Source organism: Paraburkholderia sp. PAMB 6770 (assembly GCF_057748135.1).
Map to the genome: position 1 here is coordinate 965,887 of NZ_CM173238.1, position 19,485 is coordinate 985,371.

The following is a 19,485-nucleotide window of genomic DNA, read 5'->3' on the forward strand; positions in this document are numbered from 1 at the left end:
GCACGCGCACCGTTCCGCAGGGTTCCGCACGGAGGGTGCGCGCTCGACCCGGCCCGGTCACGCCCGCACGGTGCCCCGCACTTCGCCCAGCCCGATGCGCCGGGCGCCCGGGCGTTCGCACCAGCCCCGCATGATCACGGTATCGCCGTCCTCAAGGAATGTGCGCTGTTCGCCGTTCGCGAGCGTGAGCGTTTTCTTGCCGCCCTCGGTCAATTCGAGCAGCGAGCCGGCTTCGTCGGGCGCGGGGCCCGACAGCGTGCCGGAGCCGAGCAGATCGCCCGGCTGGAGGTTGCAGCCGTTGACCGTGTGGTGCGTCACCAGCTGTGCGGCGCTCCAGTACGCGGCCGCGCGCGCGCTGCCGAGCGTGAGCCGCTGCGGCGCGATGCCCGTCGCGGCCATCCGCGCCGTCTGTATCAGGACTTCGAGCGTGATGTCGAGCAGGCCGGATGCGCGATTGAACGCGCTATCGAGGTACGGCAGCGGCTGCGGATCGTCGTGCGGACGCGCGAGCGGGGCGCGAAACGGCGCGAGCGCTTCCATCGTGACGAGCCACGGCGAGACGGTCGACGCGAAATTCTTCGACAGGAACGGGCCGAGCGGCTGGTACTCCCAGGCCTGGATGTCGCGCGCGGACCAGTCGTTCAGCAGCGTGACGCCGAACAGGTGGCTTTCCGCGCTTTCGATGGTGATGGGCTGCCCCAGCGCATTGCCGCGCCCGACGACATAGCCGAGTTCCAGTTCGTAGTCGAGGCGCCGGGTCGGGCCCACGCCCGGCTGGGCGGCGTCGGGCATCCGGGTCTGCCCGTGCGGCCGCGGGAATGTCTGGCCGCTCGCGCGGATCGACGACGCGCGGCCGTGGTAGCCGATGGGCACCCATTTGTAATTGGGCATCAGCGGCTGGTCCGGCCGGAACAGTTTGCCGACCGATGTCGCGTGATGAATGCCCGTGTAGAAGTCGGTGTAGTCGCCGATTGCACAGGGCACCGTCAATTCGGCTTCCGATTGATGCGTCAGCAGCTTCGACCATGCGTGCTGCTCGGCGCTGCCCTGCGCGAGGCCGCGCGAGAGGGCGCGCCGCAGGCGCAGGCGGGTCCCCGCGTCCTGCGCGATCAGCACGTTCATGTCGGGGCTGTCGATCAGGCCGGTGCGCTGCAGATCGAGAATCTGGTCGCCGATCGCGACACCAATCCGGTAGTCTGCCTCCGAACCTGGCGAACCGGGCATCCGCATACGATAGCGGCCGAACGGCAGGTTCTGGATCGGGAAGTCGGCGTCGCGAACGTTGGCGGACTCGACCCAGCTAAGCAGCGAAGGGTCATGGGTTTCGTTGATCGCGCTCATTTCTGCTCCGGATTGAAGTGCTTTTTGATGTCGAGCCAGCATTGATGGTAGTTGGCCTGCAATTGCGCGGAGGCGAGCGCCGCGCGGGTCGGCCGGATCACGTGACGCGTCTCGAACATGAAGGCCATCGTCGCATCGACCTTGCGCGGCGTCGTCACATCCGCCGCGCTCGCCTTCTCGAACGTCGCCGCATCCGGGCCGTGGCCGCTCATGCAGTTGTGCAGGCTCGCGCCGCCCGGTCTGAAGCCGTCCGCCTTCGCGTCGTACTCGCCGTGGATCAGTCCCATGAACTCGCTCGCAATGTTGCGGTGAAACCAGGGCGGACGGAACGTGTGTTCGGCCGCGAGCCAGCGCGGCGGGAAAATCACGAAGTCGATGCTGTCGACCCCCGGTGTGTCCGACACCGATTGCAGCACCAGGAAAATCGATGGGTCGGGGTGGTCGTAGCTGATCGAACCGATCGTGTTGAAGTGCCGCAGGTCGTACTTGTAAGGCGCGTAGTTGCCATGCCACGCAACGACGTCGAGCGGCGAGTGATCGAGCCGGGCCCGATGCAGGTTGCCCATGAACTTGGCGACCAGCTCGAACTCGCCTTCGATATCTTCATACCACGCGACCGGCGTCTGGAAGTCGCGCGGATTGGCCAGCCCGTTCGAGCCGATGACGCCCAGGTCCGGTAGCCGGAACGGCGCGCCGTAGTTCTCGCAGACATAGCCGCGCGCGTTGTCGTCGAGCAGTTCGACGCGGAACCGGACGCCGCGCGGGATCACGACGATTTCCTGCGGCTCGGCCTCGATCAGGCCGAATTCGGTGGCAAAACGCAATCGCCCCTGCTGCAGCACGATCAGCAGCTCGCCGTCGGCGTCATAGAAGAAGCGGCCCTGCATTGACCGGTTGATCGCATAGAGGTAAATCGCGGCGCCGCTTTGGGCATGCGGGTCGCCGTTGCCCGCCATGCCGAGCAGGCCGTCGATAAAGTCCACGGCGTCGGAGGCGGGCGGCAGCGGCAGCGGATCCCAGCGCAACTGGTTGGGTGTCGTGGGAATTTCCAGGTAGTCCTGAAGGATCTTGCCATTGCCGATCTGCTCGAACGGCGCGTGCGCGGCGCCGGGGCGGATCCGGTAAAGCCAGCTGCGGCGATTGGCGTGGCGCGGCGCGGTGAAGGCGGTGCCCGAGATCTGTTCCGCGTACAGCCCATAGGGGCAGCGCTGGGGGGAGTTCTGGCCGGCCGGCAGCGCGCCGGGGAGCGACTCGCTTGCCCATTCGTTGGCGAATCCGGTCAGATAGGCGAGCGCTTTTGCGGGGGTGGCCATGCGATGTCTCCTGAATCGTGGGGCGGCAGCCCGAAGTACCTCACATTGTCGGAGCCGAAAGCTATAATCGCAACGACCTATGGTGAATAAATGCCATTCACTTCATGAATAGACAAGATGAGCGTGCGCCAGCTTCGTGAGATCGACCTGAATCTCCTCGTGATCTTCAAGGACCTGATGGAGACCCGCAACATATCGGCGACCGCGCGCCGCCTGAACATGTCTCAGCCCGCGGCGAGCAATGCGCTGGCGCGCCTGCGCGCGACCATCGGGGACGAACTGCTGGTGCGTTCCGGGCAGACGATGCAGCCGACCCGGCTCGCTGCGCTGATCGCCGGCGACGTGGATGAGGGGATGGCATTGCTGCAGGCCGCGTTGAGCCGCAGGGATACGTTCGATCCGTCCACCGATACGCGCCGCTTCGTGATCGGCATGACGGACGTGGGCGAGGTCTATTTCATGCCGCCGCTGCTGGCCTACTGCGCGCAGCATGCGCCGCGCGTGCGGATCGAGGTGTCGTACGCCAGCGGCGTCGCGTTGCGCGAAGACCTGCAGGAAGGGCGCATCGATCTCGCGCTCGGTCCTCATGACGACATGGCGGACAGCCTGCTTCAGCTTTTCCTGTTCAGGCAGCCTTGCGTGAGTCTGGTTCGGGCCGCTCATCCGTTCGCGGCGCAGGCGCCCCTTTCGCTCGCGCGGTACCGGGAGGCGCGGCACATCTTCGTGTCGAATCCGGCGAGTCCTTACGTCGAGATCCAGAAACGCATGGAGAAAGCGGGGATACGTCCGTCATCGAACGACCGCGTATCGAGTTTTCTCACGGCGCCGTTCGTGGTTGCGGCCTCCGATGCCGTCGTCACGGTGCCGTTCAAACTGGCCCGGCAGTTCGAGCGGCCCCTCGCGTTGCGCGCGATCCGGCCGCCGATCCGCTTGCCGGAACTGGAGACGCATTGCTTCTGGCATCGGCGAAGTCTCGCGGACCGGGGACTTGCATGGCTGCGCGAAGTCATCGTCGCGTTGTTCGTGGAACCGCCTGCCAAAGCGCGGTAAACGGGCACGGACCGGCGCCGCGCTACGACAGCGCGCGCAACTGGCGGCGCAGTTGCTCGATTTCGCCGGGCGCAAACGGTCTCTCGATTTCGGCGTGCGTGCGTTGCCAGATTGGAAACGCCTCGGCGAGCAGTTGCTGCCCGTGCGGCGTCAGCATGAGCAGGCGGCTGCGCCGGTCGTCCGGATCCTGCTGGATGCGGACCAGGCCGCGCCGCTCAAGCGGTTTGAGCGCGGCCGTCAGGGTGGTGCGGTCCATTGCGAGTAACGACGACACCGCTTTCATCGCGGGCGGCTGCGGCCGGTTGAGCGACATCAGCAGCGAAAACTGCCCGTTCGTGAGGTCGAGGTCGCGCAGCGCGTCGTCGAATAGTCGCGCGAGATTGCGTGCGGCGCGCTGCATGTGCAGACACAGGCAGCAGTCCCGCACGAGGAGCGTGGTTTCAAACGGAAGCTTTCTGGTGCGTGCCATGTTGCAATTATGTTGGTATCAACCTATATTGTCAACGCCGGTCGGGCGACATCCCGTTGCCCTTTTCATCGGCATGGAGGACGCATGAGCGATCAACAGCTGTTTCTGGCAGTTTTTCTCGGCAGCAAGGACTCGCCGCGTACGCAGGCGTGGTGGTCGCTGCCCGAAGACGAGCGGCGCGTGCGCGAGCGGGAGGGCATCGCGGCATGGAAGGCGTGGGTCGCCCAGCATCAGGCGGCGATCGTGGACATGGGCGGCCCGCTCGGCAAAACCCGGGCCATCGACGAGCACGGCATCACGGAGACGAGCAATGCGCTGGCCGGCTTCACGGTCGTGCGCAGCACCTCGCACGAGGCGGCCGCCAAATTGTTCGAGAATCATCCGCATTTCACGATCTTTCCGGGTACGGCCGTCGAAGTGATGCCCGTGTTGCCGATACCCGGCGCGTGAGCGGCCCGCTCGCCGCGCCGGCCGGTATCGCGCCGATACGGGCGCGCCGGCGTTTTCGACACTCTGGAGACACGTGATGAAACTGTACGGATTTGCCGGCACCCGCTCGCAACGGGCGCTGTGGGGGTTGCACGAGGTCGACGCGACGTTCGAGTACGTGTCGGTCAATCTGCTTCAGGGCGAACACAGGCGGCCCGAATTCCTGCGCCTGAATCCGGCGGGGCGGGTGCCCGTGCTGGTCGACGGCGATCGGGTGATTCCGGAGTCGGCGGCGATCGTGCTCTATCTGGCCGATAAATATCCGGAGCGGGGCCTGTTGCCGGTCGATCTCGACGAGCGGGCGCAGGCGTATCGCTGGACGCTCTTCGCCGTCACCGAACTCGAACAGCCGCTCTGGCGAATCGCCCGCCATACGATGCTTTATCCGCCGGACAAGCGCTCGCCCGCGGACATCGAACTCGCGCGCGAGGACTTTGCGTCGATGGCCGTCGTTCTCGACCGGCATCTCGAAGGGCGTGCGTTCATCGTGGGCGACCGGTTGACGGTGGCCGATTGCGTGACGGTCTATCTGATCGACTGGGCCGATGAATGCGGGTTGCTCGACGGGTTTCCGCGCTTGCGGGCGTATCTCGAACGTCTGTATGCGCGCCCGGAGGCGCCGCAGCGTATCGCGCAGGCGCGCAAGGCGGCGTGACGCAGCGCGCGTGCGGCGGCGCCGCGTTGTCCGCGGGCCGATCCGCGCGCGCAGTCGAATGCTCCGGATGCCGGCGACGCGTGCGTTATCCGTCGCGGTACCGCAGCGCGTCGACGATCACCGCAAATGCGGGCGACGTCTGGCGACGATTCGCGAAGTAAAGGTGATAGCCAGGCACGCGCGGGCACCAGTCGTCGAGCACGCTCTGTAACGTGCCCTCGGCGAGATGGGGCGCGGCAACGTCGTGCGGCACATAGGCAAGCCCGTATCCCGCCCGTGCCGCTTCGAGCATCCGGGGCGTGGTATTGAAGATCAGCTGACCGCGCACGTTGACGTGCTGCGCGTCGCCGTTCCTCGCGAATTCCCACGCATACAGGCCGCCGTGTGTCGGCAGGCGCAGGTTGATGCACGCATGAGCGGCAAGATCGCGCGGGGTGGCGGGGCGCCCGGTTGCGTTCAGATACGCGGGCGAAGCGACGACCGCCATGCGGAAATCCGGGCCGATACGCACGGCAATCATGTCCTGCGCGATCAGGTCTCCGCTGCGCACGCCGGCGTCGAAGCGGCCGGTCACGATGTCGACCATTCCGTAGTGGATGTCGATCTCGACGCAGAGGTCGGGATAGCGGCGCAGCACGCCGTTCAGCTTCGGCCAGAGGACCGTATCCGCCGCATGATCGTGAGCCGAGATGCGGATCAGCCCGGCGGGCTTGTCGCGCAGCGCGCCGAGCGACGCCAGTTCGGCGTCGATTTCTTCGTAATGGGGACCGACGTTCGACAGCAGGCGCTCGCCGGCTTCGGTGGGCGCGACGCCCCGGGTGGTGCGGGTCAGCAAGCGCAACCCCAGCTTTTCCTCCAGACCGCGCATCGCATGGCTCAACGCCGATTGCGATACACCGAGCTGCGCCGCCGCGCGCGTGAAGCTGCGCTCGCGCGCCACGATGAAGAATGCCCGCAGCACGTTAAGGTCGATGTTCGACATCATGAATCCGGCTCATGGCTGTTTGCGAAGTCTAGCAGCTACCGGCGGGAGCCGGTCGGGCGGTACAGTGCAGCCGTCGTGCGCCGGGTGCATCGCCCGGCGATCGGACACAAGCGCACAAGGAGTCGGAGATGGCAGATGAAATCGAGGTCAGGCGTTGTGGGAGCGTGTCTTCCGCGAAAGGTCCGCAGGACTGGTTCACAGGCGACGTGCGGGTGGACAGGCTGTTCCAGCCGAACGACGCGACGCGCGCCTCGGGCGGCAGCGTGACGTTCGAGCCGGGTGCCCGCACCGCATGGCATGTGCATCCGCTCGGCCAGACGCTGATCGTGACGGCGGGCTGCGGCCATGTGCAGCGGTGGGGCGGACCGCTCGAGACGATCCGGCCGGGCGACGTCGTATGGATTCCCGCGGGTGTCCGGCATTGGCATGGCGCGTCCGCCGACACGTCGATGACGCATATCGCAATCCAGGAGGCGCTCGACGGCAAGGTGGCCGACTGGTTCGAGCACGTCAGCGACGAACAGTACCGGGGGGCGGCGCCGTCGCAACGGTGAGCGTGTCATGACAGGCGGTCGCGGCGATTTCGCCGCGCAAGCGATAGAATCCCGCAGACTACGCAATCAGGCAGACTGCCGGGTAAAGGATTGGACAGGCTTCAGGAAGGCTACATTCTGACGCGCCACTGGCGCGACGTCGGCACGCATACCGAGGTCGAGTTCTGGCTGTCCACGCAAGCCGGGCCGCGTCTGCTGCGGTTGCGTCCGCAACCGTGTGTGGCGTTCGTTCCGGCCAGCCAGCAGGCCGAGGCCGCGCGGGTGCTGCAGGACGACGCGCGCGTCGAGCTTCGTCCGCTGTCGCTCCGGGACTTTCGCCAGCGCCCGGTGCTCGGACTCTACACACCGCACTACCGCCATCTCGCGGGCGTGGCGAAGCGCCTTGTGCAGGCAGGCGTGGACGTGTACGAGGCGGACATTCAGCCGGCCGACCGCTACATGATGGAGCGCTTCATCACGGCGCCGGTGCGCTTTCGCGGCGAGCCGGATGACGCGGGCCGGCTGCTCGACGGCGAGCTGCGGCCGGCGGCGCAGTATCGCCCGCACCTGAAGCTGGTGTCGCTCGATATCGAAACGAGCGCGCAGGGTGCGCTCTATTCGATCGCTCTCGAAGGTTGCGGCGAGCGCCAGGTATTCATGCTGGGCCCGGAAAACGTTCAGGCAGCCGACCTCGATTTTCAGCTGGTGTACTGCGAGGACCGGGCGCAGATGCTGGAGCGATTGAACGCGTGGATTGCGACGCACGACCCCGACGCGATCATCGGCTGGAACCTCGTTCAGTTCGATCTGCGCGTGTTGCGCGCGCATGCCGAACAGTATGGCGTGCCGCTGCGTTTCGGACGCGGCGGCGAGCCGATGGAGTGGCGCGAACACGGCATGCGGCAGCAGCATTATTTCGCGGCAGCGGCCGGCCGCCTGATCATTGACGGCATTGAAGCGCTGCGCTCGGCGACATGGAGTTTTCCTTCGTTCAGCCTCGAATACGTCGCGCAAGCGCTGCTCGGCGAAGGCAAGGCGATCGACAACCCGTATCAGCGGATGGACGAAATCCAGCGCCGCTTCGACGAGGACAAGCCCGCGCTCGCGCGCTACAACCTCAAGGATTGCGAGCTCGTCACGCGCATCTTCGAGAAAACCGACCTGATCGCTTTCCTGCTCGAACGCGCGTCGGTGACGGGTCTTCCCGTCGACCGCAGCGGCGGATCGGTCGCGGCGTTCACGCATCTGTATCTGCCGAGAATGCACCGGCTCGGCTATGTCGCGCCCAATCTCGGCGATGTCGCGGGCGAAAACAGCCCGGGCGGCTTCGTGATGGACTCGCGTCCCGGCCTCTACGATTCCGTGCTGGTGCTCGACTACAAGAGCCTCTATCCGTCGATTATCCGCACCTTTCTCATCGATCCCGTCGGGCTGATCGAGGGCCTCGCGCAACCGTCCGACGCGCAGTCCGTGCCGGGCTTTCTCGGCGCGCGATTTGCACGCGACAGGCACTGTCTTCCGGCGATCGTGCAGCAGGTGTGGGAGAGCCGCGATCAGGCGAAGCGTCAGCGGAATGCGCCGCTGTCGCAGGCGCTGAAAATCATCATGAATGCGTTTTACGGGGTGCTCGGTTCGACCGGTTGCCGCTTCTTCGATCCGCGGCTCGCGTCGTCGATCACGATGCGCGGGCACGAGATCATGCGCAAGACGCGCGAGCTTATCGAGGCGCAAGGCTATGCGGTGATCTACGGCGACACCGACTCGACGTTCGTCTGGCTCAAGCGTCCGCACTCGGAGGAAGACGCCGTGCGAACCGGCCATGCGCTCGTCGCGCAGGTCAATGCCTGGTGGAAGACGGAGTTGCGCACCCGCTACGCGCTCGACAGCGCGCTCGAACTGCAATTCGAGCGGCACTATTCGCGCTTTCTGATGCCGACGGTGCGCGGGGCGGAGGAGGGCAGCAAGAAGCGTTACGCCGGGCTCACGCGAACCGGCGACGACAGCGAGGACGTCGTCTTCAAGGGGCTCGAAACGGTGCGCACGGACTGGACGCCGCTTGCGCAGCAGTTCCAGCGCGAACTGTATCGGCGCGTATTCAGGCGCGAGCCCTACGCCGACTATATTCGCGACTACGTTCGCCGCACGCTGAGCGGCGCACTCGACGACCAGCTCGTCTACAGGAAGCGTCTGCGCCGTCCGTTGAGCGACTATCGGCGCAACGTCCCGCCGCACGTGCGGGCGGCGCGCGTCGCGGACGAGTTCAACCGCGCGAAGGGGCGGCCGCTGCAGTATCAGAACGGCGGGTGGATCAGCTACGTGATGACCGTGGCCGGGCCGCAGCCGCTGGAAACGCTGGCGGCGCCGGTGGATTACGCGTTCTACGTGACGCGCCAGCTGCAGCCCGTCGCCGATGCGATTCTTGTCTTTCTGAACGAGGACTTCGACTCGTTGACGTCGGGCCAGACAAGGCTTTTCTAGCGCTCGCAGGCCGCTCCCCATTCGGGCGGTCGCGGCCCGCGGCGCCGGCGGGCCGACTCGTCAGAACATCGTGCGTATGCCGGTGGCGACGACGTAGTTGGTCGGCTGGAATCCGTTGAACGCGGAGCCGTTGAACTTCGAGAACATATAGCCGGCGTAGACGTCGGTGCGGCGGCTCAACTGGTAATCGGCGAGCAGCGAGTACTGAAGCTGGTTGCCGCCCGCGACCTGCGCCGATTGCATGGTCTGCGTGTCGTAGAAGGCAGCGGCCAGATCGAGTGCCGGCGTGATCTTGTAGTCCCCGCCGATGAAGTACACGTTGTTCAGCGAGGTCGCTGCCTGATCCGTGACCTGACCTACGTAGCCGAAGTAGTCGGCGGTCGAGCCGGCGACGACCGGGTTGGACGGCGCCTGCAATTCATAGCGCTCGTAGCCGCCCTTGATCGTCGCGCCATCGAATGTGTACTTCGCGGCGATCAGGAAGTCTTCGTCGTTGTCGAGTGTCAGCGGGCCGACGTTGGTGCCGATCAGCGCGCTGCCGACCGGATTGGCGCCCGTGAGCGACGTCGAATGCAGCATGTCGCGCGCTTCGTACCATGTGGCCTGAACGCCGAAGCCGTGCGCCTCATAGCCGAGATTCGCGCCCCACGACGAACCGGCGGCGAAGTTGCCGGCCTGGTCGCCCAGGCCATAGGACAGCCCGACGTTGATCGGGCCGAAGTGGTTCGTATAAACCACGTTGTTGTCCGTGCGCGAGCCTTCGGTAATCCCCCCGGCGTAATACGACCCGGAGAAGCCAAGTGGGGAGAACAGCTGCGAGGCGAACATCGGGTCGTAATTGACGACGGTATAGAAGCCGAGCGTCGGTGTACGGCCGAACTCCAGCGAACCGTATTCGTCCTGCTTGAGGCCGACATACGCCGCCCGGTTGAACAGCTGTCCGTTGAGCGCGGACGGCGCGCCGACCGCGTTGTTCGCGCCGGCGATCGAGGCGGCCGTGTTGTTCAGCGAGCCCGAGTTGACGTCGATGCCCGATTCCAGATCGAAGAATGCGCTCATGCCGCCGCCCAGGCTCTCGTTGCCGCGCAAGCCCCAGCGCGAATCCGACAGGCCGCCGTTGAACATTCCCCACACGGAATTCGCGAATTTTGTCTTGCTGACCGGGTTGACCGTGGATGGGAAGGTCGGACTGCCGTTCCCGCTGTGTTCTTCCATGCCGACTGCCGTATCGAGAATGCCGTACAGCGTGATGCTGTTCACGTCGTCCGCGTATGCGTGGGACGCGAGCAAGGCCACCATTCCTGCCAAAGCAAGTTTCTTTACCACGTTTGTCTCCTGATTTTGAATGATCCGTAGCGATGCAGATCACGACTTTCACGCGAAGAGGGCTGCCTTCGCGCCGACCGGCTGGGGCAAACGAGAGGACGACAGCGCGGACTAGCCTGTCGCCGCGGATTTCAATCCATGCGGGAAATACATGGGTATTCCATTTAAGAAAAATATATTTATGAAAGAAATATGACAGATTCGTGGCGATGGTAAAGGAATCTCGCTGATTCAGATTTCCTGAAACAAAAATTCAGAATTTCACAAATATCCAGTGACAAGCGGTCTGGAATGGAGGAATTGGCGCCGCCGGCGATTGCCCGGATCGTCGCTCTGCACGGCGTTCGCGAGGCGGATAGGCTTACGCAGCGGGTGTGCTGTTAGTCGGTCAAATAGTCATTCTCAACCGGCGGCGGACGTAAAAACGATATCCGCGCTCCGATGCCGGAATGGGCTGGGTGATTAAAAGATGTATTTAGTCGGGAAAATGCGCCATTTGCTGGACGTCTGTGCCGGCGTTCCGGTAAGACATTCGCGCGCGACCCGAGGTAAATCAATCTTCATCCTTGGGAAAGCTGCATTTCAGCGCTGGAATCTATCCTGACAGTGTTGTGCCTGCTTTTTCCCGCCGGGTTCGGCGTGCTTGCCGAACCGTGTTTATCCAGGTCAGGTCGGGCACAGCAGATTTCATTCAATTGTACTAAGGAAAAAGCCATGAAACTGCCCTTCTACGCTCTCGGAACCGTTGCCCTGATGACGTTTAGTGCTGCGACATTCGCGGCGCCGGGGCTGACGCCGCAGCAATGCCATGAATATCCGTTCGTTCAGCCGGTGCATGGCGTCACGCATGCAGAACTGATGCAGGAACTGGCAGAACTCGAAGCGGTGGGATACCACCCGTCGCCGGACGATCCGTACTACCCGCGCCAGATTCAGCGGGCAGAGCACAAGCTGCATGCGGAATATCGCCAGGATTGCATGACCCCCGGTGCGAGTTCGAACGGATAGGTGGCCTTCGCTTGCCGCTGTTCGCTCAGGCCCGGGGCGGCGCAGGAGCCGCCCCGGGCCGCGCGCGTCGCGTGGAGCAACGTGCCGTGCGGGCTGCTGATGGACGGTGGGAACGAATAAAAGACGCTTGAAGAAGGCACAAAAAAAGACGAAGACGGGAATGCGCGTCGACGCATTCCCGTCAGGCAAGGAAGGGTTGTGCCGGGATCGTGTCCCGGCCGGCGCCTCGCCCGGGATTCACGTCCCGAAGTACGGTACGCAGAAGTCGGGCGGCCCCACGCAGTTTCCCGGACCGTTCGGCGACGGATGCAGCGATGCACACCCGCCTAGCAGGGCGCCCGCGAAGGCACACAGACCGATGCGTAAAAGGGTGACCCGTAAGCGGTGGCGCTTCATCATGCAAACCTCCGTGGCGCGGTTGATGGGTTCAGTGATGCGCGTAGACGGTGCTGTTCAGATACGCGAGCTGACCATCCTGTTCGGCCTGAACGAGTTCCTGGTAGACCTGCGCACGCGTTTTTTCCATCACGGGCTGGCCATACGGCGGCACCCATTGCCCGTTTTGCGAGGCCGCATTCGATGTGACAGCGGCGCCGCCCGACATCGCGGGCTGCGCACCGGGGGCGGATTGAGCGAAGGCCGGCGATGCGGCGAGCAGACATAGCAGCGCGGTAGCGCTCAGGTATTTCATGGACATTTCTCCGTGCTGGGGAGTCGCGGTGCGTCGGGCGGGATGCCCGGCTGGCGCGCGACCCAGTGGATTCAGCATAGAGCGGGAGGGCTATCGCAAGCCGAGCATCTGGATGAAGAGATTTTTAAGGCGACGCGGCGCACGATGCGCGGAGCCGGAACGCGAGGTGTGTCGTGCGACGACAGGGTGAAGCCAGGCGGCGGCATGCGCCGCCGCGTGTACGCTCAGTAGGACATCAGTACCGGCAGGCGCATGCGCGCGAAGAGATCGCGTGTCACGCTGCCGAGCATTTTTTCCCACAGCCGCGCTCTGCCGTGCGCGCCGCATACCAGCATGTCGGCGCCGCATGCGAGCGCGGCGTCCTGCAGCGCGTCGCCGACCGAGCCCTCGGTGTCGGGCAGCGCGCAATAGTGCGCGTGCGCGGTGTGCAGCTTGACGTGGTCGAGGATCGAAGCCGGGTCGACGCGCTCGGGATGCGCGAAGCGATCCGGGGCGGCGACGAGTACCGTGGTGTGCTTAGCCTGCTGCACGAGCGGCAACGCGTCGGAAAGCGCGCGGGCCGACGCGCGGCTGCCGTTCCACGCGATCGCGATGCGTTCGCCGAGCGTGGCCGCGAGCGTGGCCGACGCGCCCGACGGGACGATCAGCAGCGGCCGGCCGGTCGTGAACAGCATCGTCTCGGCGAACGAGTAGTCGTCGGGCAGCGCGGCGTTTTCACACGGATCGTAGCCGACGACGGTCAGGTCCGCATAGCGCGCGCGCTGCGGCACGATCTTGTGCGCGGCGCCTTCGAGCGCGTGCCATGCGGTGTCGAGCGACAGCGTGCGCTGCAACTGTGCAAGCTGCGCGCGCAGCGCGTCGGCATCGCGGTCGAGCGCGCTGTCGATGTCGCGCGTGAGCGCATCGGTGCGTTGGCTCGAGGCGAGTCCCAGTTCGGCGGAGCGCAACTGGTGCTGCTGCTCGATACTGTATTCGCGCACATGCAGCGCGCTCAGCCGCGCGCCGTGCCGTCGTGCGAGGTCCGCCGCGAGGCGAAGCCGCGCATGGCCCGCCTCGCTCGCATCGACGTGCACGAGAATGTCTTGATAGGCCATGTCCCATCCCTCTTGACTGCTGTGTTGTCGGCCTTTTTACTGCGGCTCCTGCACGTCGTGCGGCGCCGCGCCAAGGCTAAGCGGATTAAATGGAATTGTCTGTTCGCGGGTGGGCAGATCCGCTTCGCGCCAGCCCCCGCCGAGCGCGCCGATCAGCGACACCGCGGTTTGCAGCCGGCGCGTCTGTACCTGCACCTCGGTGATCTGCGCAGTCAATGCGGCGATCTGCGCGACGGTCACGTTCAGATAGTTGTCGAGCCCATCGGTATAGAGGCTCATCGCGATCTTCTGGACCTTCAATGCGGCCTGCAGTGCTGCTTCCTGCTGGACCTCCTCGATGGAGAGCTTGCTCGTGAGCGAAAGGTCGTCTTCGACCTGCTGGAACGCGGTGAGCACGGTGGACTTGTACGCGTCGCCCGACTGCGCGAACTGCGACCAGCTCGCCTGCACCTCGGCCTTGCGCAGCCCGCCCTCGAAGAGCGGAAGCATGGCCGACGCACCGACGGCCCACAGCGCGTTTGGCAGCGACGCGAGCGCGCCGCCGGTATCCTCGAAGCCGGCCATCGCGTCGATGCGGATGTTCGGATAGAACGCGGCGCGCGCAATGCCGATCGCCGAGTTGGCCGCGGCCATCGAGCGTTCGGCGGCGGCGATGTCGGGGCGTCGCTGCAGCAGCGCCGACGGCACGCCCGCCGGCACTTCGGGCAGCATGATGTGCGAGTCGGTGCGGACCGGCAGCCGGAAGGTGGTCGGATTCTGCCCGGCCAGTACGGCGATCGCGTGTTCCAGCACGGCGCGCCGCGCCTCGACGTCGGTATCCTGCGCTTCGGCTGCGGAGAGCTGGTTTTCCGCGCGCGCGACGTCGAGCCCGGACGCGATCTTGCCTTCGTAGCGCATCCGCGTGATGCGCACCGCGTTCGCGTACAGCGCGATGGCGCGCGTGTAGGCCGCGTGCTCGGTATCGAGCCCGTGTGCCGCCATGTAGTCGTTTGCCAGTTCCATCTGCAGGCTCAGTCGCGCCGATGCGACGAGAGCGGCAGTGCCTTGCGCGTACTCGCTTGCGCGTTTCTCCGTGTTGCGGATTTCGCTCCAGAAGTCGGGCTCCCACGACGCGTCGGCACCATATCCGTTAGAGGCCTCCTGATACGGTCCGGTTCCGCTATGGAACAGCGAGTGCGCCGACTCCTTGTTCTCGCTTGTGAACGCCTGTGTGTTGATCTGCGGGAAGAGTCCCGAGCGGGCTTCGCCGACGACGTCGCGTGCCTGCGTATAGGTTTCCTGCGCGGCTTTCAGGTCCGGATTGGCCGCGTCGAGCTGGCGTTCCAGCCGGTCGAGTTCGGGGTCGGCAAACATCTGCCACCACGGCCCGCGCGGAATCTGGTCCTGCGGGTCTGCTTCGACGAACGGCCCGGAGCCGCGGTAATCGGCCGGCAGCACCATGCTGGGCGGGTGATAGACCGGAGCGAGATCGCAACCTGAAAGCAAACAGAGGGCAGCCAGGCAGACGAGGTGCCTGGTGGAAGGAAATCGACGCATCATTTGTCCGGATCGTTACGGGCGGCTTCGACCTTCGCGCGCTGTTCGTCGCTCAGGTTATCGGGTACCGGCGGCGGCGCCGGAATCGGCTGGCTCAGCGCGACGCCGGGCGCGCCGGCGACGATGCGCACCTTCTCGCCTTCGAGAATGCCCGCCGACGGATTGACGACGAGCCGGTCGGTCGGCTTCAGGCCGTCGACGACCTGCACCGTCTGGCCGAGATTCAGGCCGAGCTTGACGTTCTGCAGATGCACGCGGTCGTGCGGTCCGACGAGGGCGACCTGCATGCCCTGGGCGCGGAACAGCAGCGCCTGCTCGGGCACGATCAGGATGTGCGGATCCGATGGGATGACGAAGTGCACGTCCGTATAGGTGCCCGGCCAGATCAGATGGTCCGGGTTCGGCACCAGCAGTTCGGTGACGACCGTGCGGGTTTGCGGATTGAACGCGTTCGCCGTCGTGTCGAAGGTGGCCTTGAAGGTGCGGCCGGGGTATTGCGGCAGCGACAGCGTCGCGGTCAGGCCCGGCTTCAGGATCTGCGAGTAGTCCTGCGGCACCGACACGAACACGCGCATCTCGTGAATATCGGCCACGCTGAAGAGTTCGTCGGCGGCGCCTGCCTGGCTGACATCGCCGCCCGCCGCGTTCACGTAGTTGCCCACGTCGGTATTGCGCGAGGTCACGACGCCGTCGAACGGCGCAACGATGTTCTTGAAGCCCTCAAGCACCTTGTAGCGCGCAACCTTGTGTTCGGCGGCGCGCACGCGCGCCTTCTGCGCGGCCGCGTTCGCGACCTGCACGTCGACTTCCTGCTGCGAGACTGCCTGCGTGCCCTCCAGCGCGGTCCAGCGTCGCGCGGTCACTTCCGCGAGCGTATATTGGGTGCGCGCGACGTCGAGATCGGCGAGCGCGCTTTCATACTGCTCGTCGACCGCCGGCGCGTCGATGGTCGCGAGCAGCTGGCCGGCCTTCACGACGGCGCCGTAGTCCTTGTACCACTTCTTCACGTAGCCGGACACCTGCGCATAGATCGGCGCGGAGTACCACGCGTGGATGTTGCCCGGCAACGTCATCGAGCGGGTTGCCGGACCCGGCATCGGCGTGATCACCTGAACCGGCGGAACGGCGTTTTCGTCGGAGAGGGTCTGCAGCTCCACGACATTGTCGTGCCGCTGCACGATGCCGACGACGACGAGTCCGGCGGCGGCGAGCAAAGCGGCAATCGTCAGCAGGCGTGCCTTGGGGTGCCGTGTAACGGTCGTTTCTCGAAGGGTTCTCATGCGTGCAAGTCCCGGTTTGCCTTGTTGCCGCGATGCAGGAATGCGAAAACGCAAGGCACGAAGAGCAGGGTGGCGAAGGTCGCGACCAGCAGGCCGCCGATCACGGCGCGCCCGAGCGGTGCGTTCTGGGTGTTGCTGAAGGACATCGGCAACATGCCGATGATCATCGCGAGGGCGGTCATCAGGACCGGACGGATACGGGCGTACCCGGCTTCGATTGCGGCGGCGACCGGGTCGCCGTGCACGGCGAGGTGATCGCGGGCGAACGACACGACGAGAATCGAGTTCGCGGTGGCCGTGCCCATGCACATGATCGCGCCGGTGAGCGCCGGCACCGACAGCGTCGTGTGCGTGAGGAAGAGGCTCCACACGATGCCGGCGAGCGCGCCCGGCAGCGCCGTGATGATGATGAACGGATCGAGCCACGACTGGAAATTCACGACGATCACGAGATACACGAGCAGGATCGACAGCGCGAGCCCTTCGAGCAGCTGCGAGTAGGCGCTGCCCATCGTCTGCGCCTGGCCGCGCAGGTGCACCGTCGCGCCGTGCGGGACCTGGTCCTTCATCTCGTTGACGACCTTCTCCACTGCGTCGTTGACCGCGCCGAGATCGCGCCGCTGGTTGCTCACGAAGATGTCGATGGCCGGCAGGATGCTGTAGTGCGTCGCGAGCAGCGGCGTACCGGTCTGCGTGATGCGGCTGAGCGCGCCGAGCAGTTGCACACCCTTGCCGCCGGGGTCGCCGTTGCCGCTGTCGATCGGGATCGTCTCCAGATCGTTGATCGACGTCAGCTGGTCCTGAGGCGTCTGCATGTTCACGAGGTGCGATACGCCGCTCGACGTGTCGAGCCAGTAGGTCGGCGCGGTCTGGCCGCTGCCCGACAGCGTGGCGAGCGCGTTGTTGGCGATGTCGGCTTCCGTGAGATTCATCCCCGAGGCGAACGAGCGCGACGCGCTGACCTTCAGCGTCGGCTCGTTCATCGCCTGCTGGATATTCACGTCGGCGGCGCCCGGGATGCGCCGCAGGCGCGCGGCGAGCTTCTGCGCGAATGCATAGTTCGCCTGCTGGCCGCGCCCGGCGATCTGCACGTCGATCGGCGCGGGCAGGCCGAAGTTCAGGATTTTCGCGGTGATGTCGCCCGGCAGGAACGTGAAGGTCGTGCCCGGGAAAAGCGACGGCAGTTTGCGGCGCAGCGCGAAGCGATACGCGTCGACCGGGGAGCGGTCGCTGTTCAGGCTGATCGTGATGTCGCAGTCCTGCGGCCCGATCGTGCCGGTCGAACTGTACGCCTCGTTGATGCCGCTCGCCGGCAGGCCGCAGTTGTCCAGCACGTTGGTGACCTTGCCGGGCAGGATGTTGCGGATCTGCTGGTTCACGAGTACCGCAAGGCGCGAGGCTTCTTCGAGGCGCGTGCCGATCGGCGCGCGCATGTGCATCTCGATCTCGCCGGACTTGATGCTCGGGAAGAAATCGCGGCCGAGAAACGTGATCAGGCCGAGCGAGGCCACCGCCAGCGCGAGGAAGCCGGGAATGAAGCGCCCGCGTTGCGCGACGATACCGGTCAGCACCTCCTTGTAGCCGGTGCGAAAGCGCGTGAAGCGATGTTCGAAGCCGCGCTGGAAGCGGGTGAACGGACCCGGCGTGCCGGTGTGCCCATGCTTGTGCTGCTCGACCTGACCACGCAGCAGGTAGGCGGCCATCGTCGGCACGAGCGTGCGCGACAGGATGAACGAGGCGATCATCGCGAACACGATCGCCTCGGCGAGCGGCAGGAACAGATAGCCGGCCACGCCTGACAGCTGGAACAGCGGCAGCCACACGATACAGATGCACAGTGTCGCGACGAAGGTCGGCACGACGATCTGGTTGGCGGCCTCGATGATGCCCGGTTCGAGTTCGGCACCCGCCTCCAGGTGCGAATCGATGTTCTCGATCATCACGGTTGCGTCGTCAACCAGAATGCCGACCGCGAGCGCAAGCCCCCCGAGCGTCATCACGTTGATGGTCTGTCCGAGCCACGACAGCGCGAGCACGGAGCACAGGATCGCAAGCGGGATCGAGGTGGCCACGATCAGCGTCGAGCGCCAGCTGCCGAGGAACAGCAGCACGGTGAGCCCGGTGAGGATCGCGGCCGTGACCATCTCCTGCACCACTTCGCGCACCGAGTCGCGCACGAAGCCGGACGCATCGTTTAACGGCGTGATCTTCACGCCGGGCGGCAGCGTGCGGATGATGCCCGGCAGTGCCTTCTTGATGCCGTCGACCACCTGCAGCGTCGACGCGTTGCCGCTCTTGAGCACCTCGATCAGCACCGCCTGCTTGCCCTTCACGAGCACCGCGTTGATCTGCGGCGGCGAGCCGCGGTAGACGTGGGCGACGTCGCGCAGATAGACGGTCGCGCCGTTGACCGTCTTGATCGGCATGTTGTTGAAGGTGGAGACCGCAACAGGCGTCGCGTTGGTCTGGACCATGAAGTCGAGCGCGCCGATCTTCTGGTCGCCGGCCGGCAGCACGACGTTCTGCGTACTGAGCGTGCGCGCGACGTCGGCCGCCGACAGCCCGTGCGCGAGCAGCTTCGTCTGGTTCAGATCGATTTCGACGTCGAGCGACGCGCCGCCGTATGGCGTCGGGATCGCTGCGCCCGGCACCGCGACCAGCTGCGGGCGGATCAGGTTCGACGCCATGTCGTAGACCTGTGCGGCGGTCATGCCGGGCGCCGAAACCTGCAGGTTCAGCACCGGCACGGACGATGCGTTGTACACGAGAATTTCCGGCGGCGTGATACCGGCGGGCATCTGCTTGAGCACGGTCTGCGACGCCGCGGTGATCTGCGCTTGCGCCTCGGCGACGTTGGTGCCCGGCTGGAAGAACACCTTCACGATGCCGCGCCCGTAGAGCGACTGGCTCTCCATGTGCTGGATGTTCGCGACGGTGGCGGTGAGCGCGCGCTCGTAGTAGTAGATCACACGGCCTGACATGTCCTGCGGCGACAGGCCGTTGTAGGTCCACACGATCGCGACCACGGGAATGCGGATCGCCGGAAAGATGTCGGTGGGCGTTCTGAGCACCGCCATCCCGCCGAACAGCACGATCAGGATGCTCATCACCACGAAGGTCAGTGGCCGCTTGAGCGCGACCAGGACAATTGCATTCATGTAAGGCCGTTGAGGAAATCCATCACAATCGACGTAGCAGGACGCGCACCGCATCCACCGGGGAAGCGCGGTGTCGCGT

General features: G+C 65.4%; 16 protein-coding genes. 6 read left to right on the forward strand and 10 right to left on the reverse strand.

The window, feature by feature from the left end; all coding sequences use genetic code 11:
* Positions 1-57: 57 nt before the first annotated feature.
* Both fahA and hmgA read right to left on the reverse strand, forming a co-directional pair.
* On the reverse strand, positions 58-1,341 hold the full coding sequence (fahA, locus tag AC3AP7_RS04540) for a fumarylacetoacetase (RefSeq protein WP_475765159.1): 1,284 nt from the start codon (positions 1,339-1,341) through the stop codon (positions 58-60).
* On the reverse strand, positions 1,338-2,654 hold the full coding sequence (gene hmgA / locus AC3AP7_RS04545) for a homogentisate 1,2-dioxygenase (protein ID WP_475765157.1): 1,317 nt from the start codon (positions 2,652-2,654) through the stop codon (positions 1,338-1,340). The genes fahA and hmgA overlap by 4 nt, the downstream gene beginning before the upstream one ends.
* A 123-nt stretch (positions 2,655-2,777) precedes the next feature.
* Here hmgA and AC3AP7_RS04550 point away from each other — a divergent pair, with 123 nt between their 5' ends.
* Positions 2,778-3,704, forward strand: coding sequence for a LysR family transcriptional regulator (locus tag AC3AP7_RS04550; protein ID WP_475765154.1), 927 nt, complete (start codon positions 2,778-2,780; stop codon positions 3,702-3,704).
* A 22-nt stretch (positions 3,705-3,726) separates the two neighbouring features.
* Here AC3AP7_RS04550 and AC3AP7_RS04555 read toward each other — a convergent pair whose 3' ends face one another.
* Positions 3,727-4,173, reverse strand: a complete 447-nt coding sequence (locus tag AC3AP7_RS04555) for a MarR family winged helix-turn-helix transcriptional regulator (protein WP_475765152.1) — start codon at positions 4,171-4,173, stop codon at positions 3,727-3,729.
* Positions 4,174-4,257: 84 nt separating this feature from the next.
* Here AC3AP7_RS04555 and AC3AP7_RS04560 point away from each other — a divergent pair, with 84 nt between their 5' ends.
* Both AC3AP7_RS04560 and AC3AP7_RS04565 read left to right on the forward strand, forming a co-directional pair.
* Positions 4,258-4,623 (forward strand): hypothetical protein, encoded by a 366-nt coding sequence (locus AC3AP7_RS04560; RefSeq protein WP_475765150.1) that lies wholly within the window; start codon positions 4,258-4,260, stop codon positions 4,621-4,623.
* Between the two features lie 76 nt (positions 4,624-4,699).
* Positions 4,700-5,317 (forward strand): glutathione S-transferase family protein, encoded by a 618-nt coding sequence (locus AC3AP7_RS04565; protein WP_475765148.1) that lies wholly within the window; start codon positions 4,700-4,702, stop codon positions 5,315-5,317.
* Between the two features lie 85 nt (positions 5,318-5,402).
* Here AC3AP7_RS04565 and AC3AP7_RS04570 read toward each other — a convergent pair whose 3' ends face one another.
* On the reverse strand, positions 5,403-6,299 hold the full coding sequence (locus AC3AP7_RS04570; protein WP_475767776.1) for a LysR family transcriptional regulator: 897 nt from the start codon (positions 6,297-6,299) through the stop codon (positions 5,403-5,405).
* A 143-nt stretch (positions 6,300-6,442) separates the two neighbouring features.
* On the opposite strand from AC3AP7_RS04570, the gene AC3AP7_RS04575 reads away from it, so the two are divergent.
* Positions 6,443-6,856 (forward strand): (R)-mandelonitrile lyase, encoded by a 414-nt coding sequence (locus AC3AP7_RS04575; RefSeq protein WP_475767775.1) that lies wholly within the window; start codon positions 6,443-6,445, stop codon positions 6,854-6,856.
* 90 nt (positions 6,857-6,946) lie between these two features.
* On the forward strand, positions 6,947-9,313 hold the full coding sequence (locus AC3AP7_RS04580) for a DNA polymerase II (RefSeq protein ID WP_475765147.1): 2,367 nt from the start codon (positions 6,947-6,949) through the stop codon (positions 9,311-9,313).
* 60 nt (positions 9,314-9,373) lie between these two features.
* Here AC3AP7_RS04580 and AC3AP7_RS04585 read toward each other — a convergent pair whose 3' ends face one another.
* Positions 9,374-10,639 (reverse strand): porin, encoded by a 1,266-nt coding sequence (locus AC3AP7_RS04585; RefSeq protein WP_475765145.1) that lies wholly within the window; start codon positions 10,637-10,639, stop codon positions 9,374-9,376.
* A 714-nt stretch (positions 10,640-11,353) separates the two neighbouring features.
* Here AC3AP7_RS04585 and AC3AP7_RS04590 point away from each other — a divergent pair.
* On the forward strand, positions 11,354-11,647 hold the full coding sequence (locus AC3AP7_RS04590; protein ID WP_475765143.1) for a DUF4148 domain-containing protein: 294 nt from the start codon (positions 11,354-11,356) through the stop codon (positions 11,645-11,647).
* A 427-nt stretch (positions 11,648-12,074) separates the two neighbouring features.
* Here the strand turns inward: AC3AP7_RS04590 and AC3AP7_RS04595 are convergent, their stop codons facing one another.
* The 5 genes from AC3AP7_RS04595 to AC3AP7_RS04615 form a co-directional block, all read right to left on the reverse strand.
* Complete coding sequence (locus AC3AP7_RS04595) at positions 12,075-12,338, reverse strand: DUF4148 domain-containing protein (RefSeq protein ID WP_475765142.1); 264 nt, start codon at positions 12,336-12,338, stop codon at positions 12,075-12,077.
* A 224-nt stretch (positions 12,339-12,562) separates the two neighbouring features.
* Positions 12,563-13,432: a universal stress protein gene (locus tag AC3AP7_RS04600; RefSeq protein WP_475765140.1), complete on the reverse strand. Its 870-nt coding sequence runs from the start codon at positions 13,430-13,432 to the stop codon at positions 12,563-12,565.
* 36 nt (positions 13,433-13,468) lie between these two features.
* On the reverse strand, positions 13,469-14,917 hold the full coding sequence (locus AC3AP7_RS04605) for an efflux transporter outer membrane subunit (protein ID WP_475765139.1): 1,449 nt from the start codon (positions 14,915-14,917) through the stop codon (positions 13,469-13,471).
* Between the two features lie 50 nt (positions 14,918-14,967).
* Positions 14,968-16,248, reverse strand: a complete 1,281-nt coding sequence (locus AC3AP7_RS04610) for an efflux RND transporter periplasmic adaptor subunit (protein WP_475765137.1) — start codon at positions 16,246-16,248, stop codon at positions 14,968-14,970.
* Entirely contained in the window at positions 16,245-19,406 is a 3,162-nt protein-coding gene (locus AC3AP7_RS04615; protein WP_475765135.1) for an efflux RND transporter permease subunit, read from the reverse strand. Before AC3AP7_RS04615 ends, AC3AP7_RS04610 begins: the two co-directional genes overlap by 4 nt.
* Positions 19,407-19,485 lie beyond the last annotated feature (79 nt).

Excerpts from the sequence above, each read along its gene's own strand:
- AC3AP7_RS04565 (WP_475765148.1), top strand. The coding sequence starts at position 4,700 with ATGAAACTGTACGGATTTGCCGGCACCCGCTCGCAACGGGCGCTGTGG.
- AC3AP7_RS04560 (WP_475765150.1), top strand. The coding sequence starts at position 4,258 with ATGAGCGATCAACAGCTGTTTCTGGCAGTTTTTCTCGGCAGCAAGGAC.
- AC3AP7_RS04600 (WP_475765140.1), bottom strand. The coding sequence starts at position 13,432 with ATGGCCTATCAAGACATTCTCGTGCACGTCGATGCGAGCGAGGCGGGC.
- AC3AP7_RS04595 (WP_475765142.1), bottom strand. The coding sequence starts at position 12,338 with ATGAAATACCTGAGCGCTACCGCGCTGCTATGTCTGCTCGCCGCATCG.
- AC3AP7_RS04610 (WP_475765137.1), bottom strand. The coding sequence starts at position 16,248 with ATGAGAACCCTTCGAGAAACGACCGTTACACGGCACCCCAAGGCACGC.
- fahA (WP_475765159.1), bottom strand. The coding sequence starts at position 1,341 with ATGAGCGCGATCAACGAAACCCATGACCCTTCGCTGCTTAGCTGGGTC.
- hmgA (WP_475765157.1), bottom strand. The coding sequence starts at position 2,654 with ATGGCCACCCCCGCAAAAGCGCTCGCCTATCTGACCGGATTCGCCAAC.
- AC3AP7_RS04570 (WP_475767776.1), bottom strand. The coding sequence starts at position 6,299 with ATGTCGAACATCGACCTTAACGTGCTGCGGGCATTCTTCATCGTGGCG.
- AC3AP7_RS04590 (WP_475765143.1), top strand. The coding sequence starts at position 11,354 with ATGAAACTGCCCTTCTACGCTCTCGGAACCGTTGCCCTGATGACGTTT.
- AC3AP7_RS04615 (WP_475765135.1), bottom strand. The coding sequence starts at position 19,406 with ATGAATGCAATTGTCCTGGTCGCGCTCAAGCGGCCACTGACCTTCGTG.
- AC3AP7_RS04555 (WP_475765152.1), bottom strand. The coding sequence starts at position 4,173 with ATGGCACGCACCAGAAAGCTTCCGTTTGAAACCACGCTCCTCGTGCGG.